Source organism: Clostridium zeae, from assembly GCF_017312485.1.
Lineage (GTDB): Bacteria > Bacillota > Clostridia > Clostridiales > Clostridiaceae > Clostridium_AR > Clostridium_AR zeae.
This window is the reverse complement of sequence record NZ_BMBA01000001.1, coordinates 1906658-1930826: the sequence shown is the minus strand read 5'-3', so window position 1 is coordinate 1930826 and position 24169 is coordinate 1906658. Positions and strand designations below refer to the sequence as shown.

The window sequence follows — 24169 nt, the reverse complement described above, 5'->3', positions numbered from 1 at the left end:
ATTTTGAAGGTTTCTCACAAAGAGCTTTTAAATTATAAATTTAAGTATAAAGTGGTGCATATATATTTCCTATTGATATGATAGGAATATATATGATATAATAAAAAAATATGAAATTTATTATTACGGAGTGATAGGATGATATTAGATAGATTAAACTTTATAGAAAATAAGTATGATGAACTTTCGGTAAAAATATCAGACCCATCTATCATGGCTAATCAAAACGAGTGGAGAAAACTTTGTAAAGAACATGCGGAACTAGAAATAGTTGTGAATAAGTATACACAATATAAAGATGTTTTAGATGAGATAGAAACCAATAAAGAAATGTTAGCTGAAGAAAATGATAGAGAAATGAGAGAAATGGTTCAAGAAGAGATAAAAGATCTTTCTGAACAAAAAAATACATTAGAAAATGATTTGCAAGTTTTATTGCTTCCAAAAGACCCTAATGATGATAAGAACGTATTTATAGAAATCAGAGCAGGTGCCGGTGGAGAAGAAGCAGCTTTGTTTGCTGCAAATCTTTTTAGAATGTATACAAGATATGCTGAAACCCATAGATGGAAAGTGGAACTTATGAGTACAAATGAAACTGATATTGGTGGTTTTAAAGAAGTTGTATTCATGCTAAGAGGTGACAGTGCATATTCAAGACTTAAGTTTGAGTCAGGTGTCCATAGAGTTCAAAGAGTTCCTGATACAGAATCAAGTGGTAGAATTCATACATCAACTGCTACAGTGGCTGTATTACCTGAAGTTGATGATGTAGAATTAGATATCAGTGAAAAAGACATTAGAATCGATGTATTTAGAGCATCTGGTCACGGTGGACAGTGTGTAAATACAACAGATTCAGCTGTAAGAATAACGCATCTTCCAACAGGACTTGTTGTATCCTGCCAAGATGAAAAATCACAGCTTAAGAATAAAGAAAAGGCTATGAAAGTTTTGAGATCAAGACTTTTTGAAAGAGCTGAGGCTGAAAGAGCAGCTGGTATAGCTGAAGATAGAAAGAGCCAAGTTGGAACAGGGGATAGAAGTGAAAGAATAAGAACATACAATTATCCTCAAGGAAGAGTGTCAGATCATAGAATTGGATTAACACTTTATAAATTAGATTCATTCTTAAATGGAGATATGGAAGAAATGATCCAAGGTCTTATAACTGCAGACCAAGCTGAAAAGATGAAAGCTATGGGAAATACTGAGTTTTAATTAGTTTGATTTTTAAGCCTTACATGAAAATGTAGGGCTTAAATAATACGATTAATAAAGGAGAGTAGCTACTATGCATATCTCAAAGGCGGTAAAGAAGCAAAAAAAGTCGTATAGATTATTTTTGTTAAGTATGTTATTTCTCTTTTTGGCTCTACCTATAATAGTATTTCTTCTAGGAAAAACTACAATATTCTATACTAGTTATTTAGCTTTTTTAGAGGTCTTCATATTGATTTCTATTATAGCTGTAACAAACAGTATAGCGATTGATTTTCAGTGTTCAAATAATAAACTAAGGATAAGAACAGGAATTTTAAAAAGTGAAAATGTTATATTGTGTGATAAAGTTGTTTTAGTACATACTGAAGGAAAAGATGAAAATATGGAAATGATAATTGTCACTACAGTGAAGCTTAGAAATAAATTTATGAAGCCAATAACAAAAAGCTTTTTTAAAAAATATCCCTATGTTGCTAATGAATATAGAAAGATAAAAATACTTAAGCCTGAAGAACTGTATTATTTTACTATTATAAAGCATGGAGGACTCTTAAAATATCAGTTGTTAGATTTAGTATATAGGAATTGTGTTAAAGCCGTATATACGGATTTAAGTATAGAAAATGTGAAGATTGCAAGAGGCCAACTTGAGATTTAAGATCTAGAGGAAGTGAATTGTTTTGAAAACCGAAGTAAAAATAATTAATAATGTTGAAGAAGATGTAAATTATATTAAAAGAGCGGCAGAATGCATAAAAAATGGTGGAACTGTAGTTTTTCCAACTGAAACTGTCTATGGGCTTGGAGCGGATGCTTTAAACGAGAATGCAGTAAAAAAAATATTTATTGCTAAGGGAAGACCTCAAGATAATCCGCTTATCATTCATGTTGCAAGTAAAGATGTAGAAAAGTATGTTCAAGATATTCCAGAAGTGGCAGAAAAACTAATGAATAAGTTTTGGCCAGGACCACTTACTATTTTGTTCAATAAGAAGTCGATTGTACCAGATATTACTTCAGCTGCACTTAGCACCATTGGAATAAGGATGCCAGAGGATAAATTAGCACTTAAGCTTATAGAATTTTCTGAAACAGCTATTGCTGCTCCATCTGCTAATATATCTGGTAGACCTAGCCCTACTGATATATATAGATGCATTGAAGATTTAAATGAGAAGGTTGATTTTATAATTGGAGGCAATGAAAGTAATGTAGGCTTAGAATCAACTATAATTGATTGTACAGTGACTCCACCTTGCGTACTAAGACCAGGAGGTATAACTTTAGAAATGCTTAAAGAAGTAGATCCTGAGGTATATATTGATGCTGCGATTATGAAGAAACCATCAGAAGATATTAAGCCTAAGGCTCCAGGTATGAAGTATAGACACTATGCACCTAAGGCTAAGGTTTCAATTGTTGAAGGTTCTTTAGAAAAAAGTGTTGAAAAAATAAATGAAATAGTGCAAAATTATATAGAAAAAGGGTTTCAAGTTGGAATTATGGCTACAGAAGAAACTAAGGACCTTTATAAAGACGGAAATATTATTTCTCTTGGCAGTAGAAATGATATTGAGGAAATAGCCAAAAATCTTTTTGAAACATTAAGGAAGTTTGATGATTCAGCAGTAGATTATATTATTAGTGAAGCATTTACTGAAGAGGGTATGGGGCTAGCTATAATGAATAGATTAAGAAAAGCTGCTGGGTTTGATATAATAAAAGCTTAAATTGGAGGGAAGTATGAATATTCTTTTTGTGTGTACAGGTAACACGTGTAGAAGTTGTATGGCTGAAGCTATATTTAATAGCATCTGTGATATCGATGGTGTAAGTGCCTATTCAGCGGGGATTTCCATTGTTCCTGGTAGTAAGACTTCCAAACACTCGGCTAGTTTGGTTATGAATAATCTATCACATGATATTAGCAAAAGATCAGCAGTGCAACTAACTTCTGATATGATAAATAATGCTGATTTAATATTGACTATGACTAGCTATATGAGAGATTTAATAGCTTCAAATTCTCCTAAAAAATCTAATGATGTATTTTCATTATGTGAATATGCTGGCGTAAAGGGTGAAATTTCAGATCCATACGGTGGTTCTATTGACGTCTATTCAAAAACATACGATCAATTAAAAAATATAATAGGTAAAGTATTGATAAAAATAAAGGAAGATAAAGGCATTTTTTAATGCTTTAGTCTTCTTTTTTTATAAATTTTGGAGGTGCAATTATGAGGATAGCAATTGGAAGTGATCATGGTGGATTCAGACTTAAAGGTGAAGTCATAGAACACTTAAAATTAAAAGGGATAGAGATAAAGGATTTTGGTACATTAACTGAAAGTTCTTGTGATTATGCAGATTATGCCATTCAAGTTGCAGAAGCAGTAGTGACAAAACAGTTTGATTTTGGTATATTAATTTGTGGCACTGGTATTGGAATTTCTATAGCTGCAAATAAAGTTCCAGGGATAAGAGCAGCAGTTTGTGCTGATACTTTTAGTGCGCATGCTACAAGACAACATAATGATGCTAATATTTTAGCTATGGGTGAAAGAGTAGTAGGTACTGGGTTAGCTTTAGATATTGTTGATACATTCCTTTCTGCTGAATTTGAAGGTGGAAGACATGCAACAAGAATAAATAAAATAGCTGATATAGAAAAAAAATATAACAAATAATATTGGAGGAATTTTTTTATGAGTAAAGTTACACAGATTGGACATCCATTAATATTACACAAGTTGGCATTTATAAGAGATAAACATACTGGATCAAAGGACTTCAGAGAATTAGTTTCAGAAGTTTCTATGTTAATGGCATATGAAGTTACAAGAGATTTCCAAATGGAAGAGGTAGAAATAGAAACACCTATCTGTAAAACAAAATGTAATATGTTAGCAGGTAAAAAGGTTGCAATAGTTCCAATTCTTAGAGCAGGTCTAGGGATGGTTGATGGTATGCTTAAACTTATACCGGCTGCAAAAGTAGGACATATAGGTTTATATAGAGATGAAGAGACTTTACAACCAGTTGAATACTTCTGTAAGTTACCTCAAGATATAGCAGAAAGAGATATAATAGTTGTTGACCCTATGCTTGCAACTGGTGGTTCAGCTGCTGATGCAATAACTCTTTTAAAGAATAAAGGTGGTAAGAATATCAGACTTATGTGTTTAATATCATCACCAGAGGGGATAAAACATGTAACAAGTGTTCATCCTGATGTAGATGTTTATGTTGCAGCTATAGATGAGAAGTTAAATGAGCATGGATATATAGTTCCAGGACTCGGGGATGCTGGCGATAGATTATTTGGTACTAAGTAAGAGGGCGATTATGCCCTTTTTACTCTATAAAAGATTATAAATGTTGGATGGATTCGTATTAGCGAAAATTCTACTTTATAGAAAAATACATAAATTTCATAATAACTCACTGAAGAAGGTAACTTCAGCTACTTTTTTATTAATTTGGGGTGGAGTATAATGGATAGAAGAGATAAACACAATTATTATTTGGATATTGCAGAAACTGTTCTGGAAAGAGGAACTTGTTTAAGAAGAAATTATGGATCTATAATAGTAAAGAATGATGAAATAATTTCTACTGGATATACTGGAGCACCAAGAGGAAGAACTAATTGCATTGATTTGAAAAAGTGCAGAAGAGAAGAGCTTAATGTACCGAGAGGTACTCATTATGAACTTTGCAGAAGTGTTCATAGTGAAGCTAATGCAATAATAAGTGCTTCGAGAAAAGATATGATTGGTGCTACATTATATTTAGTAGGTAAGGATGCAAATACAGGTGAATTTGTAAAAGATGCTAATTCCTGTGCGATGTGTAAAAGGCTTATAATAAATGCAGGGATTGATATGGTTGTTATAAGAGATACCAAAAACGAATTCAGGATTGTTTATGTTGATGAATGGATAATAAATGATGATTCTCTTAGTGCGCAAACCGGTTATTAAACTTTTTACTATTAATACACAACGAATTGAAAATTATATAATTATAATATAGAAGTATATTGAATTTAAATTTGCATAAGTTAGTTTTAGGTAATTATAGAGTTCCTAACTCAGCTATTAATTTATACATGTTCAAAAATCCCCAGTAGCCATGATTTTTGAACAAGTATAAATTAAGTTTCGATATAGGAACTCTTTAAAACAATAACAACTTCAGTGTTGTAAAAAAATGTTCAAATTTTCAGTGTTTTGATTTTAGGAGGAATAAATTTGAATACTATAAAGATTATGACTATATTTGGAACAAGACCTGAGGCAATTAAAATGGCTCCATTAGTTAAAGAGTTGGAAAGGAATAGCAATATTATTTCTAAGGTGTGTGTAACGGCTCAACATAGAGAAATGCTTGATCAAGTACTTGAACTTTTTGACATAGTACCTGATTATGATTTGAATATAATGAAGACTAAGCAGACTTTAACAGGTATAACTAATAGAGTATTAGAGGGTCTTGAAGAGGTGTTTGAGGCTGAAAAACCAGACATGATACTAGTACATGGAGATACAACAACAACCTTTGCTGGTGGGCTTGCTGCATTTTATAAGCAAATTAAAGTTGGTCATGTTGAGGCAGGACTTAGGACTTTTGATAAGTATTTTCCATTTCCTGAAGAGATGAATAGAAAGCTTACGGGTGCAATAGCAGATTTACATTTTGCTCCTACTAAGGGCTCAAAAAATAATCTTCTTAGAGAAGGAATAAATGAAGCAGATATATTTATAACAGGTAATACTGTAATTGATGCAATGAAACATACAGTTGAAGGTAATTATGTTTTTGAACATGAAGAACTTAACTATATAGATTTTGAAAATAAAAAGGTAATAATGATTACTGCGCATAGAAGAGAAAACTGGGGCGAAGGAATAGAAAATATTTGTGATGCATTAAATCAGATAGTTGCAGAAAATAAAGATGTAGAACTTGTATATTTAGTTCATTTGAATCCAGTTGTAAAGGATGTAGTTTTCAGTAAGCTTGAGGGAAAGGAAAGGATTCACCTTCTTCCTCCTCTAGATACAAAGCAAACTCACAACTTAATTAATAAGAGTTTTATGGTAATGACAGATTCAGGAGGACTTCAAGAAGAAGCCCCTCATCTAGGAAAGCCAGTGCTAGTTCTTAGAGATGTAACTGAAAGACCAGAAGCAGTTGAAGCTGGTACAGTGAAGCTTGTTGGTACTGATGTAGATGTAATAGTAAGAGAAGCCAGTGCATTGATAAATGATGACGAAGCATATAATGAGATGAGCAAGTCAATAAACCCATACGGTGATGGAAAAGCATCTCAAAGGATAGTTAAAGCAATATTAAAGTATTTTAATATAACTTCAGAAGAAGTAGAAGAATTCTAAACTTGTTATTTTTTTAACTGGAAGTAGTAATTTTACTACTTCCTTTTTTATTTTACCTTTAGTATATTCAAAGGTACTATTCTTGCCACATAATTATAAATAAATGTGTAAAGAAATATATGAAAATTTATATAAACATATTTAATGTGAAAAAGAGATGGTAAAAATTCTAATATTGTTATTCCGTATTAATTGTAACAAGAGATATATTACCGTGCAGTCTCTGAATATGTAAGTAAATGAAAAAGGTTATTTTGTTTTAGTTTGCCAATGAAGATAATAATTAGTGAAAATAACAGCTGTATTCTTAGATTGTGTTTTTTTTAACAATAACTATTGATAAATATATGAAAAATAGTTATAATAAATAAAGAAGTTAAATATTGATAAAAATTGTCTAATAATAAATAAACCTAGGAGGTAATTTTCATGAGAGAAGTTGTTATTGCAAGTGCAGTTAGAACTGCAGTTGGTTCATTTGGTGGAGCACTAAAGGACGTTCCAGCTGTAGACTTAGGAGCAACAGTTATAAAAGAAGCATTAAATAGAGCTGGAGTAGATGGAGCTTTAGTTGATGAAGTTATAATGGGTAATGTTATTCAAGCTGGACTTGGTCAAAACGTTGCAAGACAAGCGGTTATAAAGGCAGGTCTTCCGGTAGAAGTTTCAGCTATGACAATAAATAAGGTATGTGGATCAGGTTTAAGAGCAGTTAGTTTAGCAGCTCAAATGATTAAAGCTGGAGATGCTGATGTAATAATCGCAGGTGGTATGGAGAGCATGTCTCAAGCTCCATATTTACTTAAGACTGCAAGATTTGGTCAAAGAATGGGCGACGGTAAAATGATCGACTCTATGATAAATGATGCATTAACTGATGCTTTCAACAACTATCACATGGGTATTACTGCTGAAAATATAGCAGAACAATGGAATCTTACTAGAGAAGAACAAGATGCTTTTGCTGCTGCATCACAACAAAAAGCTGAAAAGGCTGTAAAAGAAGGAAGATTTAAGGACGAAATAGTTCCAGTTGTAATTCCTCAAAGAAAAGGAGAGCCAAAAGTATTCGATACTGATGAGTTCCCAAGATTCGGAACAACTGCTGAGTCACTAGGTAAACTTAAGCCTGCATTTAAGAAAGACGGAACAGTAACTGCAGGTAATGCTTCAGGTATAAATGATGGAGCTGCAGCATTTGTTGTAATGAGTGCAGAAAAAGCTGCAGAATTAGGAATAAAACCATTAGCTAAGATAGTTTCTTACGGATCAAAAGGTCTTGATCCAACAATAATGGGATACGGTCCATTCCATGCTACTAAGAAAGCTTTAGAAATTGCTAACTTAACAGTAGAAGATTTAGATTTAATAGAAGCTAATGAAGCTTTTGCTTCACAAAGTTTAGCTGTTGCTAAAGACTTAAACTTTGATATGAGCAAAGTTAATGTAAATGGTGGAGCTATTGCATTAGGACACCCAGTTGGGGCTTCAGGTGCAAGAATACTTGTTTCATTACTTCACGAAATGGAAAAAAGAGAAGCTAAAAAAGGTTTAGCTACTCTATGCATCGGTGGAGGCTTAGGAACAGCTTTAATAGTAGAAAGAGTATAGTAAAAACAGCCCTTTAAAGGGCTGTTTTTTTCTTTATAGGAAAAGTATAAAATTTTAATACTAACTAAAACTAGTAATTGCAAGCAGTTAAAATAATTTTTTAATGAATACAGCAAATGAATCTTGTTTACCTGTTATAATTTTCTTATATACATTCAGAAAGTTTGACTAAAATAAGTTTTTTATATTATGAATAAATAGAATAAAAATATATAGAATAATTATGAGTTGAAATATATCTCGGACATCATTCACATATTTTTAAACTAAGCTTTGTTTGAAATTAAGTTGTTATACATCCGATGCTTTAATGAGCCTTCGCAAAGAATTAATATGATTTTGTCATATTACATGGCTAAAACTGTAAACTCACTACGTTCGAACAGTACAGTTTCTTAACGCCATTCCATCTGAAAAAATCATTTAATTCTAATAGCTCACTCATATAGCATCTCCTTTATAACAACTTAATTTCAACAATACTCTTAAACTAAAATCTTTTTTTTTATATAAAAATAAATATCGAAGAAAGGATTAAGGACAAAGGTATAAATACATTAGCTGAAACTCTTAAATTAATGTAAGGAATTTATATTAAAATAGTAATAACTAAATATGCAAGAAAAACTGTAGAAAGATTCAATCAATTTTTTAATTTTTACTAGGTGGGATTGTGAGGAATTCAGTAAATAAAGCATGTTTAAAGAAACCTTAGTACTGAGTGATCTAAAAATACAAAAAAAAATTTGAATAATTATAATAACGTTTATTCAATTGTGTTAAAAGATTTTAATATTAATATGTGAAAAAGTTTAATACGATTCAATATAACACTATAAAATAATGAGTTGCAAAAAACTTTATGTAATAAAATGTATTAAATATGGTTTTGAAAATGTTATCATACACTATGTTGTAGAAAAAAGTATATTTTTAAATATTCGGAAAAATGATTGAATGAATGATATAAATTGCGCGAAAAAAGAAAAATGAAATTTCCAAGAGATATATGACGTATTAATGAATTACCAAGAGATAATTTCACTTATTTAGCTTAAATAAGCTATTTAAGAACGAAATCAAAACTTTAAAGTAAGGACATACAGTAATATAATAATTTCGTGCTTGAGATTATAGGAGAATAATATGAATCAATCATTAACCAAATTTATTTTCGGAGTTTTTAAATTTAATTTGCTTGTAGGGTTAAGTGTCTCACTTATTCTTACGAAAGTATATAATGAGAATTTAGCATTTGCATTTCTTACAGGTATTATGATTTCGTCAATAACTTTTGTTATTAAAGGTTATACTATACATACTTTGTTGAATTTTTCAAAAGCTAAAAGAGTGGTAGCAGCGTATATAGGATATATATTTCAATTTATAATCATTATCGCACTAGCTTTTTTATTTATTGATGATTATACTCGTTTACTAACCTATATACTGGGTACATTTACTCAGTTCATAGGTATTATTTTATATTGGTTTATAAATAAGAAAGGAAGTGATTAGGTTGGAAGGATTAGATCCTATTGTAATTTACAAGTTGCCAATAGGGGGACTTACATTCAATATAACTTTAGATTTAGTTATTGAATGGATTGTTATAGTTATTCTTGCTGCAATATGTATAATAGCTACAAGAAATCTTAAAAAAGTTCCAGACAAGAAGCAAACTGTAGCTGAAATGCTTTATGAGTTTGCAACTAGTACTGTAGTAGACAATATGGGTGAGAACTTTAAAAGTTTTGTACCATATATAGGAACTTTAGCAATTTATCTTTTAACGTTAAATTTAGTAGGACTATTGGGTCTACAGCCACCAACAGTAAATTTTAGTACAGTTGTTTCATTTTCACTTATGACTTTTATTTTAATTCATGTAACTGGAATTAAGAGATTAGGACTAGGTCACTATATAGGTGGATATGCTAAGCCATTTTGGCCGATGGTACCTCTAAATATATTAGAAAGAGCTATTTTACCAGTTTCATTAAGTCTGAGACTTTTTGGTAATATTTTAGCTGCAACTGTTCTAGTTGACTTAATTTATCAAGCACTGCACAACTTTGGTTGGCTTGCGCAAATAGGTATTCCTGTGATTTTCCACGGATACTTTGACTTATTCGATGGGTTTATACAAATGGTCATCTTTGTAATGCTGACCATGATAAACATAAAAATGGTTGTTGAACATTAAAAACATACTAAAGGAGGATTTTTTAAATGGAGTATATTAAGTATTTAGGAGCAGGTATTGCTGCATTAGCAGGTATTGGAGCAGGAGTTGGTATTGGTATAGCGACAGGTAAGGCGGTAGAAGGTATATCAAGACAACCTGAATTAAGCGGTAAAATAACAACTACATTATTAATAGGTGCTGCATTCGCAGAAACTACAGCTATTTATGGACTATTAGTATCTATATTATTAATATTTGTTGCAAAATAATTTTTTAAATTTGTATTAAGGCAAACAATTATTATTTGAATTCTTAATATAATTATAATTAGTTTTGCTCCGAAGGGAGGCTAAGATGTAGATGTTGGAGATAGACTGGTTACATGTCTTAGCGGCGTTAATTAATCTTTTGATTTTGTATGGTTTTATGAGATACTTTTTCTTTGGAAAGATTGGAAAGGTAATAGAAGACAGACAAAACGATATACAATCAAAACTTGATAGCGCTGATGAAGACACAGAAAAAGCTAGAACTTTATTATTAGAAAATGAAAGAATCTTAAGATCTGCTAAGGATGAAGCAAAGAAACTTACTGAATCCCAAAAACACAAAGCAGATAAAGTATATGAAGAGATTGTGGATCAAGCAAAAACTGAAGCTCAAACTATATTAGATAGAGCTACTGTAGAAATAAAAAGAGAAAAAGAGAAAGCAGAGCAAGAAATCAGAGATCAAGTTGTTGATCTAGCAGTACTTATTTCAACTAAGGCTCTAGAAGAAAGTATTGATGAAGATAAACACAGAAAGCTTATAAATGACTTTATTGCTAAGGTAGGTATCTAATTATGTATGAATATTTAGATAGGAGATACGCACTTGCTCTTTATAAAGTAGCAGAAGAAAAAGGAAAAGTTGAAGAATATCTTCAAGATCTTAGGGAAATATGTGATTTAGTTTACAATAATCCTGACTTTTTTGAAGTTATTAAGCATCCACAAATAAGCACTGGAAAAAAGAAAACAACTTTCATTAATATATTTAAAGGAAAAATTGATGATGAATTACTTTCTTTTCTATTAATATTGATAGAAAAGGATAGAATACTTTATCTAAGACAGAAACTAGATCAGATGGAAAAAATCTATCTAGAAAGAAATAATACACTTATCGCTAACGTGAAAAGTGTAATTCCTTTAGAGGATGAACAGTTAAGAAGTTTAAAAGAAAAGCTTGAAAGAAAATATGATAAAAGTATTATATTCGAGCAAGAGATCGATAAGAGCATAATAGGTGGACTTTACGTTAGGGTTGGAAATGACGTTATTGACGGAACAATAAAGTTAAAGCTTGATGAAATGAAAGCCCTAATGCTTAAGAGAGAATAGAGGTGAATCCATGAATATTAAACCGGAAGAGATAACATCTATAATTAAAAGAGAAATAGAAAAATACGAAAAGCAAATCGAAACTGTAGATTCAGGTACAATTATTCAAATCGGTGATGGTATTGCTAGAGTTTACGGTTTGGATCATTGCATGGCAGGTGAACTTCTTGAATTCCCTAACAATGTCTATGGAATGGCTCAAAACTTGGAACAAGATAACGTAGGATGCGTTCTTCTAGGTTCTGAAGAAGGAATCAAAGAAGGGGATATTGTTAAGAGAACTGGAAAGATAGTTGAAGTTCCAGTAGGAGATGCCTTAATTGGAAGAGTTGTAAATTCATTAGGTATACCAATAGATGCTAAAGGACCGATAAAGAATGATGGTTACAGACCAATAGAAAGTCCAGCGCCAACAATAATTGATAGAAGTTCAGTTAATGAACCTCTTCAAACTGGTATAAAAGCTATTGACTCAATGATTCCGATCGGAAGAGGTCAAAGAGAGCTTATAATAGGAGATAGACAGATTGGTAAGACTGCTATAGCTATAGATACAATTCTGAACCAAAAAGGTAAAGATGTTATATGTATATATGTTGCTATAGGTCAAAAACAATCTACAGTTGCTCATATAGTTAACACTTTTACTGAAATGGGAGCAATGGATTATACAATAGTAGTTGCATCAACTGCAGCTGATTCAGCACCACTTCAATATCTAGCTCCATATGCTGGATGTTCAATGGGTGAATATTTTATGAATCAAGGAAAACATGTATTAGTTGTATATGATGATTTAACTAAGCATGCAGTAGCATACAGAACAATGTCATTATTACTTAAGAGACCACCAGGAAGAGAAGCTTATCCAGGAGATGTTTTCTACATTCACTCAAGATTACTTGAAAGAGCAGCAAAGTTGTCTGCTAAGAATGGTGGAGGTTCATTAACTGCGCTTCCTATAATAGAAACACTAGCTGGTGATATCACTGCTTACATCCCAACAAATGTTATATCTATAACAGATGGTCAGATATTCCTTGAGTCAGAACTATTTAATGCAGGTCAAAGACCAGCGGTTAACTCAGGTATGTCAGTTTCCAGAGTTGGTGGTAACGCACAAATAAAGGCTATGAAACAAGTTTCAGGTACATTAAGACTAGAACTTGCTCAGTATAGGGAACTTGCAGCTTTTGCTCAATTCGGTTCTGACCTTGATAAAGATACTCAAAGAAGACTTGAAAAAGGTAAGAGACTAATAGAAGTATTAAAGCAAGATCAATATTCAGGTATGGATGTTGATAAGCAAATAATAATCCTTTATACTGCTGTAAATGACTTCTTATCTGATATAAAAGTATCTGATGTAAAGGCGTTTGAAAAAGACTTCTTAGAATATATTGATACACATCATAGAGATATTCCAAAGTCAATTGCTGAAGGTAAAGTTTTAACTGATGAAATTAAATCAAACCTTGAGCAAGCAATAGCAGAATTTAAGAAGATATTTTTAGCATAGCTTTTTTAAGCTATGCAATCTTTTAGGAGGTGGAATGGATGGCAGGAGCTGGACTTTTAGATATAAAAAGAAGAATTAAGTCAGTAACCAACACCAAAAAGATAACTAAAGCCATGGGACTTGTTGCCACTTCTAAACTAAGAAAAGCTAGAATGGAATTGGAAACCAATAATAGATATTTTAATTCTATCCAGAAAGTTGCAGACGAGTTGATAAAGTCTATAGATGATGATAATAACAGTATTTACATAAAGGGAAATAAATCGGCTAAAAAACTTTATATTGTGCTAACTTCAGATTCAGGTCTCTGTGGAGGCTTTAATCATGGTGTGGCTTCTCAATTAAATGAAGTAGCTGGTTTTGATACTTTAAATAATGTTGTTATGGTCGTTGGTCAAAAAGGCATATCGTATGTAAAAAAATATGGCTTTGAGACAATAGCTGAATATGTTCAAATTTCAGATATACCTACTGTTAAAGAGGCTAAGACTGTAGTTGAGCATGCTTTAAGGTTATATAAAGATAGTGAAGTTGGCGAAGTTAATGTAGTATATACTCATTTTTATTCACCAGTTAGACAATTAGTAACTGTTGATAAACTTTTACCAATAGATAGAAATGAAGATAAAAATGCAAAAAGAAATGATTTCTTAATAGAACCTAATAGTTCTTCAATTGTTGAAAATACATTTGATATATATTTTAGGGGTAAACTTCTTAATTCATTACTTCATTCTAAGGCAAGTGAACAAAATTCAAGAATGCAAGCGATGGACGGAGCTACTAAGAATGCCAATGATCTTTTGGATGCATATAATATTAAATATAATAGAATAAGACAAGGCGCTATTACTCAAGAAATTAGTGAAATAGTAAGTGGAGCAAATGCGCAAAAATAGTGAGGAGGTATACTAATGCCTGGCAGTATAGGAAAAGTAGTTCAGGTTATAGGACCTGTTATTGATATCAAATTTGATACAGATGCACTTCCTAATATATACAATGCTATTGAAATTGATATGGGAGACCGTACAGTTATAGCAGAAGTTGAACAACATATGGGTGACGATATAGTTAGAACAATAGCTATGGAAGCTACAGAAGGACTTAGAAGAGGTATGGATGCTGTTGATAGCGGAAAACCAATTACAGTTCCAGTTGGTCAAAATGTTTTAGGAAGACTATTTAATGTTTTAGGAAAAACTATGGATCAAGAAGGGGATGTTACAAGTGAATTTAACTACCCAATCCATAGAGCAGCTCCAACTTTTGCGGAACAATCTGTTGAACCTGAAATGTTTGAAACAGGAATAAAGGTAATAGATTTATTAGCTCCGTACCAAAGAGGAGGAAAAATAGGTCTATTCGGTGGTGCCGGTGTTGGTAAAACAGTTCTTATCCAAGAACTTATAAATAACATAGCAAAGCAACACGGTGGATTATCAGTATTTACAGGTGTTGGTGAAAGATCAAGAGAAGGTAACGACCTTTTATCTGAAATGAAGGAATCAGGAGTTATCAAAAAGACTGCACTAGTATTTGGTCAAATGAATGAACCACCTGGAGCAAGAATGAGAGTTGCTCTTACAGGACTTACAATGGCTGAGTATTTCAGAGATCAAGGCCAAGACGTACTTTTATTTATAGATAATATATTTAGATTTACTCAAGCTGGATCAGAAGTTTCAGCGCTTCTTGGAAGAATGCCTTCTGCCGTTGGATATCAACCAACTCTTGCTACTGAAATGGGTGCTTTACAAGAACGAATTACATCAACAAAGCATGGATCAATTACATCAGTTCAAGCGGTTTATGTACCTGCCGATGACTTAACTGACCCAGCTCCAGCAACAACATTTACACATCTTGATGCAACAACAGTTTTATCAAGAAGTATATCAGAACTTGGTATCTATCCTGCAGTTGATCCACTAGATTCAACTTCAAGAATACTTGATCCAAGAGTTGTTGGTAAGGAACATTACGATGTTGCTTCAAAAGTTAAACATATACTTGAAAGATATAAAGAATTACAAGATATCATAGCGATACTTGGTGTTGATGAACTTTCTGAAGAAGATAAATTAATAGTTGGAAGAGCTAGAAAGGTTCAAAGATTCCTTTCGCAACCATTTACAGTTGCAGAGCAATTTACAGGAATGCAAGGAAAATATGTTCCAATTGCTGAGACTATAAGAGGTTTTAAAGAAATACTTGAAGGAAAACATGATAATCTTCCTGAGTCAGCTTTCTTATTCGTAGGATCAATTGACGAAGCTATAGAAGCTGCAAAGAAGATGTCCTAATTAGGACACATAGAGGAGATTAATTATGAATACATTTAATTTACATTTAATTACTCCTAATAGAGAGATGTTCTCTGGAGATGTTATTAAAATTCTTTCAAAAAATAGTGATGGTGAATTTGAAGTTTATGCAAATCACATTGCTTATATAACCAATACAATACCTACAGTAACTAAGTTTGTCGATGCAAATAATAAGGAATATACTGTGGTAACTTCCACTGGAATAGTTCAGTTTAAGGATAATGAGCTGATTTTTGCTTGTGATTCTGCTGAATGGCCTGAAGAAATAGATGCTGCTAGAGCTGAGAAAGCTAAAGAAAGAGCAGAAAACAGACTAGAAGGTTCTGTAGATATAGATGTTTATAGAGCTAAAGTAGCCCTAGCAAGAGCTATGGCTAGATTACAGATAAAGAAATAAACTCTTACAAAAAGCAAGTCAATTAGTGACTTGCTTTTTTGTTTTCTAAAATTAAATAAATATTATTTTACCTTATATAATTTATGATTAATTAACAAAAACTAAATACACAAAGAAATAGAAATTAATATAAATGACATTTAATGTAATATTCACATTTTTTACCAAAATAGATATATTAATAATATATCTATTAATATTCAAGCGGATTTAAGCTTGCAAGATATTTTCATGCTACATTTACTAAAGTTAAGATGTAGTTGTTTGTACAAAGGAAAAAATGGAATTATATTGAATAAAAGCATTGAACTTGGACAATAATCGAATAGAAAGGGCGGGATGTTATGAAAATAAAGTATTCTTTATTATCAGCTATTCTATTGATGTTTTCAATTGGTTTATTGTGCCAGAGCGTAAATGTTGACTATGATTCAATATCTAATAATATACTCAAAGAAAATTCAGCAAAAGTTATCGAGTGTGGCGTAAAGATACAGTATAAGTCAAAGAAAAATTTGAACGAGATTTACCAAAATATTTTTACAAATGCAAGTAGCTCATACGTTATAGTATCTAAAGAGATGGAACCAAGCTACTTTGATATAACCTTCAAAAAAGATAATATAGCTTATGAAATATTTGCGAGTGTTGAAAACAATATTACTATGGTTTCAGCAACATCTATATCCATAGATAATAAAAATGCTACAGATGATCTAAAGAAACAATTAGAAAAAGTACTATACGATGCTTCAATGGATGTACAATATTTTAGCTATGTTAAGGGCAAGATAATTACAGATAGCATTAAAAATAACATAGAATTAACAGAAAGAGCCCTTGTTAAGTATGGTGGAGCTGCAGATGTGAATACTATTAAGCTAAATTCAGGTTTTACTGGTGTAGCAAGATTAAAAGACAATACAGCCGTAAACTATGCTATTAGTGAAAATGATAAAGGAACATACTTAATTATTGGTACACCAATAATTTTTATAACATACTAACAAGGTTAATGGAGGATAATATGGATAAAATCAGAGTTAAGGGTGGGAATGAACTATCAGGTGAAATTAAAGTAAGCGCAGCAAAAAATTCTGTTCTTCCGATAATTGCAGCAAGTATATTAGGAAATGATAAAGTTAAAATAAATAATGCACCTATGCTTGAAGATGTTTATGTAATATGTAATGTGTTGCAGGAACTTGGGTGCAATATATCTTTAGATAAAGTAAACCAATCTATAACTGTTGATTCATGTAATATAAAGCCTATAAATGCGAATAATGATTTAGTTAAAAAGATGAGAGCTTCTTTTCTTATTATGGGACCAATGCTATCTAGATTAGGATATTGTAAACTTTCATTACCTGGAGGATGTAATATAGGAAGTAGACCTATAGATTTACATCTTAAAGGCTTTAAAGCTCTTGGTGCAGATATAGAAATTGGCCATGGATATGTAGAAGCTAAGGCAAAAAGGCTTATAGGAAATAGGATATATCTAGATTTTCCATCAGTTGGTGCTACAGAAAACATAATTATGGCATCAGTTTTTGCAAAAGGAACTACAATAATAGAAAATGCGGCTGAAGAACCTGAAATTAAAGATTTAGCTGATTTCTTGAATTCAATGGGTGCTATGATTGATGGTGCTGGAAGAGGAAAAATTATAATTGAGGGTGTCGATAATCTTAAAGGAACTGAGCACACCCCAATATATGATCGTATTGAAGCAGGAACTTACATGATTGCAGGTGCTATAACACATAGTAAAATTAAAGTAATAGGCACAAATGAAGAACATTTAAGACCAGTGATAGAAAAGCTTAAAGAAAGTGGAGTAAAGATTGAAATTTCAGAAGAAGAACAGAGTATAGTGGTTGATGGAAGAAATATAATAAAATCTGTAGATATCAAAACTATGCCATATCCAGGATTTCCTACTGATATGCAAGCTCAAATGATGAGTCTATTAGCTCTAGCTAATGGAGTAAGTGTTATAACTGAAACTGTATTTGAAAACAGATTTATGCACGTTTCTGAATTATCTAGAATGGGGGCAAATGTCAAAATTGATGGAAGAACTGCTCTCATAGAAGGTGTTCCTAAGATTACAGGTTGTGAGGTTAAGGCAACAGATTTACGTGCTGGTGCAGCATTAATAATAGCTGGATTAGCTGCGGAAGGCGAAACAGATATAACTGATATATATCACATCGACAGAGGTTATGTTGAAATAGAAAAGAAATTAAGATCAATAGGAGCAGCAATAGAAAGATATTCCGCAGATTAATATATTTTAGTTTTATTTAATGAATTTAAATTGAATAATTAATCTATCAATTCAATAAAACTCAGATTACGCTTAAAGTAATCTGAGTTTTATTTTTGCTTTATACAAAAATATTAAAGGTAATAATATGTTCTTCAAAGCATATAAATTTAGTATAAGAAAAAATAAATATATACAAAGGGCAAGAAAATAGGAGGCTGCGGTTTGACGTTAACATGAATTTTAGGAGGAGCTTATGAGAGTTGGTAACGGAATGAATAAAAGATATATCTGGGGCTTTGGCATAGTATTTTTTGTTTGCTTTCTTATACCTATTTTGATTTCCTTGATACAAGGGAGTAGTAGTAATTTTAATAAAAATATATCAAATATTAAGAACTTTATTTATGATAAAAATCAGGTTACAGATGGGAAGGGTATAAGTGTCAATAAAATAAGGGTATATAGAACTGAAACTAAGAAGATTGAAGAGATGGACCTAGAACAATATTTATATGGTGTAGTTGCAGCTGAAATGCCCGCTAATTTCAATTTAGAAGCATTAAAGGCTCAAGCAGTGGCTGCAAGAACTTTTGCTATAACAAGAGTGATAAATAAGTGCTCTCAGGCAAATGGCGGGGATATATGTGATTCAACACATTGCCAAGTATATCTAGATAAGGATAGTAAGTTGAATCAATGGGACAAAGATAACGCAGATGTATATTGGAGTAAAATTGTACAAGCAGTTGATAGTACTAAAGGACAAGTTCTTTCTTATGATGGCTACTTAGTAATGAATCCACAATATTTTGCTGTTAGTTCTGGCAAAACTGAAAGCTCAAAAGCGGTGTTCGGTAATGATATACCTTATTTAGTTTCGGTTGATAGCCCAGGAGAAGATAAGGCTACAAAATATAAGAGTACGATTTCTTTAACTTATGATAAATTTATTAGCTTGATCAATGGCAATTATAAAGATGCTGGACTTAAAAAGGCTTCATTGAAATCTCAAGTAAAGATTCTTTCTAGAACAGATGGAGGAGGCGTAAATGAGATTTCATTAGGAAAAGCTACTGTTAAAGGCACGGAATTTAGAAAGTTGCTTTCATTAAATTCAACTAATTTCTCTATATCTTATTCTAATGGAAAGATAGTATTTAATTGTATTGGATATGGACATGGAGTTGGACTTAGCCAATGGGGGGCAAACGCCATGGCTGGATCGGGAGATGATTACAAGAAGATATTAAAACACTATTATACTGGGGTTGATATACGCGGTATAGGAGAAGTTAAATCAAAGTAGAGAAACTCTTAAATGAAGATTTACTCATCTGAGAATATATAAACTACTCCAATATTTACCTCTAAATAAAGATTTTGATGAATCGACGAATCTTTATTTGAATAGATTTTTATATGAATAAGCTTATCTCTATATATAATCACTATTTCTCATAGCGTTATAAAAAAAGAATTGGGCAATACTAGAAATATATGTATTGCTCAATTCTTTTTTTATTGTCGAGGAAAGTATAAATAAAAATACGTTAATGCTATTTATTAATATTTTGTAGAATTTTGTTGGAATTTATATGAAAAAAATATAGAAAAAAATGTATTTTTTAGTAATGGAAGGACAGACTAGTTAATGGAGGTGTTCATATGGACAAAAAAAATAACAAATTTTTAAGCTTTTTTAAGAAGGAGGGTTTTTACGTAATTCTATTCGTGTGCTTATGTGTAGTAGCCACTTTTGCAGCAATAACTGCAAGAAATAACTCTAAAAAAACAGCAACAGAAACAAACAAGAGTGGTGTTGCTATGAACATAAATGAGTCTGATAAGTCTACTACTCAAATGCCAGATGCAGAACAAGTAAAAAAACCTGCAACTTCAAGTAATGCAACTGGAGTGACTGTTCCAAATACTAAGACTGTTACAAATACATCAAAAGTAACTTTTAGTAATCCTATTTCTGATGGAGCAGTATCTAGAGTATTTTCAGATGGATCAAAACCAATTGAGGTTAAAGGCTTTAATGTTTGGACCACAGTTGTAAAAGGCGTAGGTATTAATGCTAAGAAAGGCACTACAGTTACAGCTGCAGCAGATGGAAAAGTTACTGAGGTAGCAAATGGAGATGAATTTGTAGGAACTTATGTTGTTATTTCACATTCAAATGGAATGAAAACAGTGTATACAAATTTAGATCCTCAAGTTTCTGTTAAGAAAGATGAAGTAGTTAAGGCTAAACAAACAATTGGTAAAGTTGGTGACACAGCAAGAATGCTTAAGTTTGAATCATATGCTGAACACTTAGGATTTCAGATTATTGACTCAAAAGATCAACAAGTTGATCCAAGTAAGTATATAAAATTTAATACAGCAGCAAAATAATAATTTTTTATTCAGTCATTTTCTAAATAGAAGATGACTGAATACTTAGAAAAAGTAATTTAGTTAAAGGGTAGTGCATATTTATTAATATAGCTAATTAAGGAGGTAGCATTTTGAAAGACTACATTGAGGAAAGAGTCTTAGAAGTTGCACAGTATATTATCGATTCAAAAGCTACAATTAGGAAAACAGCAAAAGTATTCGGAGTGAGCAAAAGCACGATACACAAGGATATGACAGAGAGATTACCAAAGATTAATCCAGTAATTGCTCAAAAAGCAAAAATTATATTGGATTTGAACAAAGCTGAAAGGCACATAAGAGGAGGAAAGGCTACAAAATTAAAGTATAAAGCTATTGAAGGTTAATCACATTCCATGTATAATTTATATGATAAATTATGTAAAAAATACTCAAATTATGTTTATATAAATAGAATTTTAGGAGTGAATTGGAATGTGGTTTTTGGGAATGGGAACAGATATAGGAATTGATTTAGGTACGGCGACTGTGCTTGTTTATATAAAAGATAAAGGCGTCGTTTTAAAAGAACCATCTGTAGTTGCTATAGACAAAAACAGTAATAAAATATTAGCTGTTGGAGAAGAGGCAAGGCAGATGATTGGAAGAACACCAGGAAATATTGTTGCTGTACGTCCACTTAGAGACGGTGTAATTTCAGATTATGATATGACTGAAAAAATGCTAACATATTTTATAAGAAAAGGGTGTGGAAAGAAAAGAGTATCGGCGCCTAAAGTCATGGTATGTGTTCCTTCTCAAGCTACTGAAGTAGAAAAAAGAGCTATAATTGATGCTTCGAAAAATTCAGGTGCTAGAACAGTCTATTTGATAGAAGAACCTCTGGCAGCTGCAGTAGGTGCTGGAATCGATATAAACAAGCCAAGTGGTAATATGGTTGTTGATATTGGTGGTGGTACAACTGATATAGCCGTAATTTCTTTAGGAGGCATTGTAGTAAGATCTTCTATAAAAATTGCTGGTGACAAATTTGATGAAGTAATCATTAAATATATAAGAAATAAATATAAACTTATGATTGGTGAAAGAACTGCAGAAGATTTGAAGATTAATGTTGGATCTGTATTTAAGGATTTGAGAAATCTTACTATGCCTGTAAAAGGAAGAAACCTAATAACTGGGCTTCCAGATGTTGTAGATATAACTACAGAGGAAATAAGGATAGCTTTAAAAGAAACTGTAAGGATGATTTTAGAAGCAGTTCATTCTGTATTAGAGAGAACACCACCTGAACTAGCAGCTGATATTATAGAACATGGAATAATAATGACCGGAGGCGGTGCATTATTACATGGGCTTGATAAATACTTAGAGTCAGAGATAGGTGTTTCGGTAAGAGTAGCAGATGATGCAATTTCCTGTGTTGCAATGGGGACAGGCATTGCTTTAAAGAACTTTGAAAAATTAGAACTTAATAAGGACATGGAAGTTGAACTTGTTGAGTAATAAAAGGGACAGAATATAATTCTGTCCCTTTTACATTTAACAAATTATAATATTTTAAATTGTTGTGACTTAGATATTTCAATAGGTTTATTAAATTTTCATAATTACAGTAAAAAATAAAACTTATTCACCTGCAGCAATTTTTTTACCATGATTAAGAAAAGGCATATGATAAAAAAGCTCACTAAAGCAAGGTTGCTTCAGTAACTTTTTTATCTTATTTCTGAAAATTGCTTAAATAGTATGAATGTACTATTGAATTAACAATAACATGTGCCATTTCCATTATTAAATTTAATCTAATAGATCTACTGGTGAATATTTCAGAATTTTCACTAGAGTCAACGATACCAATTATTGAGGCGTCACCGACATCTGGAAGAGTCTTACCTACTCCTTTACCAGGATGAATAGGGTAATCTCTTGTATGAATTTCACCGATTGAGTTTGAATCTCCTAGGCATGCATCTATCCCAATTATACAAGCTTTAGGATGGCTTGAGTAAATTTCAGTTAGTTTTCTATCAAGATTTAATGCATGTATTGGCGACGCTATTGTGCCGTATATAGGAAGTGGAAAAAATTTGTCTTTCAGCATTGTACCAACTAATGGGCCAAGGCAATCTCCTATGCATTTGTCTGTACCTATACAGACTATAACGGTGTTATCTTTAATGTAGTTCTTTAAAAAGTAAGCTATCTCGTAGTAAGCAAGTGATGACTTATAATTAACTTTTATCTTATTCACTATCCCACCTCCCTCATAATAAATTTATATGAGGCAAATATATGAAATATTAAAAAAGAATAAAATATTGATATCCTGTCAATAGTTTTAATATTAGGAGGTGCTTAGATATGTATAAGAAACAAAAAAAGTATAGTTGTATAATTATTTTTATTACGTTCATTTCAGTTGGAGTAATGGTTGTAAACAATAAGTATGATAATGAAAAACTACAAGTAAGTCTCAAACAAGATTTGACTAAAAAGCAGAGCAATATTAGCAAAGAAAAACAATTAACACAAAATAATCAGAATAATAAGCAATCATCAGATAAATTAAATTCTCAGAATGAGAGTGCAATAAATACTAACATAGATAATTCAGCAAAAAGTAATGAGGACTCAAACAAACAAAATATAAGTTCAAATGATTCGGAATTAGAAAATAATTATGATGCTTATGTTAACCAAGGTGATAATTATAACAGTAGTATATTTGATGAAGAATCTATTCCTACAGTATCAATTTTTAAGATAGATAAGAATACAATATTAAATAAAATAAGCATTGCGGATAAAGCAAAATTAATATATTTATCACGAAAATTATCTCTTTCGGATTATGATTATATAAAAGATGATATGAAAAGTAGTAATGAAATAGAGGCGTCAAAAGATATATTTACTATATTAAAGAAAAAATTATCATATAGTGATTATGAAAAGGTGAAAAATATACTAAGTCCATATATAGATGTAGATTATATTGAGAAGAATATAGGAAATTAATTAAGTGGGGACAAAAAATATCGGTATAAAGTAAATTATTTGAGTTATTAATGATATATAAAATAGTATAGTATTTAGTATTAATATGAAGAAAAATGAAGGTAGAAGAAGTAGAAATATAAAAAACGGCTCAATATAGCTGTAAATTGGGGTTGAAAATAATAAGATAACATTATATACTAATCCTTGTCGATTGGCACCGACAAAACAAAACAGCAAGGATTGAACTTATCAAAAGTTTAGTTAAAGCTTATATGGAGGAGTTCCCGAGTGGCCAAAGGGGGCAGACTGTAAATCTGTTGCAAGTTGCTTCAGTGGTTCGAATCCACTCTCCTCCACCAATTTAAATTAATAAATTAAGGGCGCATAGCTCAGCTGGGAGAGCATCTGCCTTACAAGCAGAGGGTCACAGGTTCGATCCCTGTTGTGCCC

At 31.6% G+C, this 24169-nt stretch carries 26 protein-coding genes and 2 tRNA genes; 27 read left to right on the top strand and 1 reads right to left on the bottom strand.

The window, feature by feature from the left end:
* Positions 1-138: 138 nt before the first annotated feature.
* The 24 genes from prfA (at position 139) to J3477_RS08730 (ending at position 22222) form a co-directional block, all read left to right on the top strand.
* A complete protein-coding gene (gene prfA / locus J3477_RS08845; protein ID WP_206869402.1) occupies positions 139-1221 on the top strand; it encodes a peptide chain release factor 1 in 1083 nt (360 codons plus the stop codon).
* A 73-nt stretch (positions 1222-1294) separates the two neighbouring features.
* Positions 1295-1882, top strand: coding sequence for a hypothetical protein (locus J3477_RS08840; protein ID WP_206869401.1), 588 nt, complete (start codon positions 1295-1297; stop codon positions 1880-1882).
* Positions 1883-1904: 22 nt separating this feature from the next.
* On the top strand, positions 1905-2954 hold the full coding sequence (locus tag J3477_RS08835) for an L-threonylcarbamoyladenylate synthase (protein ID WP_206869400.1): 1050 nt from the start codon (positions 1905-1907) through the stop codon (positions 2952-2954).
* Positions 2955-2967: 13 nt separating this feature from the next.
* Positions 2968-3423 carry a low molecular weight protein arginine phosphatase gene (locus J3477_RS08830; protein ID WP_206869398.1) on the top strand — a complete coding sequence of 152 codons (456 nt, stop codon included), beginning with the start codon at positions 2968-2970 and terminating at the stop codon, positions 3421-3423.
* A gap of 41 nt (positions 3424-3464) precedes the next feature.
* Complete coding sequence (gene rpiB, locus J3477_RS08825) at positions 3465-3914, top strand: ribose 5-phosphate isomerase B (RefSeq protein WP_206869397.1); 450 nt, start codon at positions 3465-3467, stop codon at positions 3912-3914.
* 18 nt (positions 3915-3932) lie between these two features.
* Entirely contained in the window at positions 3933-4562 is a 630-nt protein-coding gene (gene upp, locus J3477_RS08820) for a uracil phosphoribosyltransferase (RefSeq protein WP_200269629.1), read from the top strand.
* Between the two features lie 159 nt (positions 4563-4721).
* A complete protein-coding gene (locus tag J3477_RS08815) occupies positions 4722-5210 on the top strand; it encodes a deaminase (protein WP_206869395.1) in 489 nt (162 codons plus the stop codon).
* 288 nt (positions 5211-5498) lie between these two features.
* Positions 5499-6626, top strand: coding sequence for a non-hydrolyzing UDP-N-acetylglucosamine 2-epimerase (wecB, locus tag J3477_RS08810; protein ID WP_206869707.1), 1128 nt, complete (start codon positions 5499-5501; stop codon positions 6624-6626).
* Positions 6627-7055: 429 nt separating this feature from the next.
* Complete coding sequence (locus tag J3477_RS08805) at positions 7056-8237, top strand: acetyl-CoA C-acetyltransferase (protein WP_206869393.1); 1182 nt, start codon at positions 7056-7058, stop codon at positions 8235-8237.
* A 1146-nt stretch (positions 8238-9383) separates the two neighbouring features.
* Positions 9384-9755 carry a hypothetical protein gene (locus J3477_RS08800; protein WP_206869392.1) on the top strand — a complete coding sequence of 124 codons (372 nt, stop codon included), beginning with the start codon at positions 9384-9386 and terminating at the stop codon, positions 9753-9755.
* Between the two features lies 1 nt (position 9756).
* Positions 9757-10443 (top strand): F0F1 ATP synthase subunit A, encoded by a 687-nt coding sequence (locus J3477_RS08795; protein WP_183278724.1) that lies wholly within the window; start codon positions 9757-9759, stop codon positions 10441-10443.
* Between the two features lie 26 nt (positions 10444-10469).
* Positions 10470-10694 carry an ATP synthase F0 subunit C gene (gene atpE / locus J3477_RS08790; RefSeq protein ID WP_183278723.1) on the top strand — a complete coding sequence of 75 codons (225 nt, stop codon included), beginning with the start codon at positions 10470-10472 and terminating at the stop codon, positions 10692-10694.
* A 94-nt stretch (positions 10695-10788) separates the two neighbouring features.
* Positions 10789-11268 (top strand): F0F1 ATP synthase subunit B, encoded by a 480-nt coding sequence (locus J3477_RS08785; RefSeq protein WP_206869706.1) that lies wholly within the window; start codon positions 10789-10791, stop codon positions 11266-11268.
* A 2-nt stretch (positions 11269-11270) separates the two neighbouring features.
* Positions 11271-11810, top strand: coding sequence for a F0F1 ATP synthase subunit delta (locus tag J3477_RS08780; RefSeq protein ID WP_206869391.1), 540 nt, complete (start codon positions 11271-11273; stop codon positions 11808-11810).
* Positions 11811-11820: 10 nt separating this feature from the next.
* Positions 11821-13329: a F0F1 ATP synthase subunit alpha gene (atpA, locus tag J3477_RS08775; RefSeq protein ID WP_206869390.1), complete on the top strand. Its 1509-nt coding sequence runs from the start codon at positions 11821-11823 to the stop codon at positions 13327-13329.
* Between the two features lie 38 nt (positions 13330-13367).
* Positions 13368-14228: an ATP synthase F1 subunit gamma gene (gene atpG / locus J3477_RS08770; protein ID WP_206869389.1), complete on the top strand. Its 861-nt coding sequence runs from the start codon at positions 13368-13370 to the stop codon at positions 14226-14228.
* Positions 14229-14243: 15 nt separating this feature from the next.
* Entirely contained in the window at positions 14244-15635 is a 1392-nt protein-coding gene (gene atpD / locus J3477_RS08765) for a F0F1 ATP synthase subunit beta (RefSeq protein ID WP_206869388.1), read from the top strand.
* A gap of 25 nt (positions 15636-15660) precedes the next feature.
* Positions 15661-16056 carry an ATP synthase F1 subunit epsilon gene (atpC, locus tag J3477_RS08760; RefSeq protein WP_206869387.1) on the top strand — a complete coding sequence of 132 codons (396 nt, stop codon included), beginning with the start codon at positions 15661-15663 and terminating at the stop codon, positions 16054-16056.
* 344 nt (positions 16057-16400) lie between these two features.
* Positions 16401-17063: a hypothetical protein gene (locus J3477_RS08755; protein WP_206869386.1), complete on the top strand. Its 663-nt coding sequence runs from the start codon at positions 16401-16403 to the stop codon at positions 17061-17063.
* A gap of 20 nt (positions 17064-17083) precedes the next feature.
* The gene (gene murA, locus J3477_RS08750; RefSeq protein ID WP_206869385.1) at positions 17084-18352 is read left to right on the top strand and encodes a UDP-N-acetylglucosamine 1-carboxyvinyltransferase; all 1269 of its coding nucleotides are present in this window, start codon (positions 17084-17086) and stop codon (positions 18350-18352) included.
* A gap of 235 nt (positions 18353-18587) precedes the next feature.
* Positions 18588-19640: a stage II sporulation protein D gene (gene spoIID, locus J3477_RS08745; protein ID WP_228731235.1), complete on the top strand. Its 1053-nt coding sequence runs from the start codon at positions 18588-18590 to the stop codon at positions 19638-19640.
* A 359-nt stretch (positions 19641-19999) separates the two neighbouring features.
* Positions 20000-20734: a M23 family metallopeptidase gene (locus J3477_RS08740; RefSeq protein WP_206869383.1), complete on the top strand. Its 735-nt coding sequence runs from the start codon at positions 20000-20002 to the stop codon at positions 20732-20734.
* A gap of 113 nt (positions 20735-20847) precedes the next feature.
* Positions 20848-21102, top strand: a complete 255-nt coding sequence (spoIIID, locus tag J3477_RS08735) for a sporulation transcriptional regulator SpoIIID (protein ID WP_183278713.1) — start codon at positions 20848-20850, stop codon at positions 21100-21102.
* An 88-nt stretch (positions 21103-21190) separates the two neighbouring features.
* Positions 21191-22222 (top strand): rod shape-determining protein, encoded by a 1032-nt coding sequence (locus J3477_RS08730; RefSeq protein ID WP_200269598.1) that lies wholly within the window; start codon positions 21191-21193, stop codon positions 22220-22222.
* Positions 22223-22439: 217 nt separating this feature from the next.
* Here J3477_RS08730 and yyaC read toward each other — a convergent pair whose 3' ends face one another.
* The gene (gene yyaC, locus J3477_RS08725; RefSeq protein WP_206869381.1) at positions 22440-22970 is read right to left on the bottom strand and encodes a spore protease YyaC; all 531 of its coding nucleotides are present in this window, start codon (positions 22968-22970) and stop codon (positions 22440-22442) included.
* 110 nt (positions 22971-23080) lie between these two features.
* Here yyaC and J3477_RS08720 point away from each other — a divergent pair, with 110 nt between their 5' ends.
* The 3 genes from J3477_RS08720 (at position 23081) to J3477_RS08710 (ending at position 24169) form a co-directional block, all read left to right on the top strand.
* A complete protein-coding gene (locus J3477_RS08720; protein WP_206869380.1) occupies positions 23081-23737 on the top strand; it encodes a hypothetical protein in 657 nt (218 codons plus the stop codon).
* A gap of 256 nt (positions 23738-23993) precedes the next feature.
* Positions 23994-24078 (top strand) — tRNA-Tyr (locus J3477_RS08715).
* Between the two features lie 19 nt (positions 24079-24097).
* Positions 24098-24169 (top strand) — tRNA-Val (locus tag J3477_RS08710).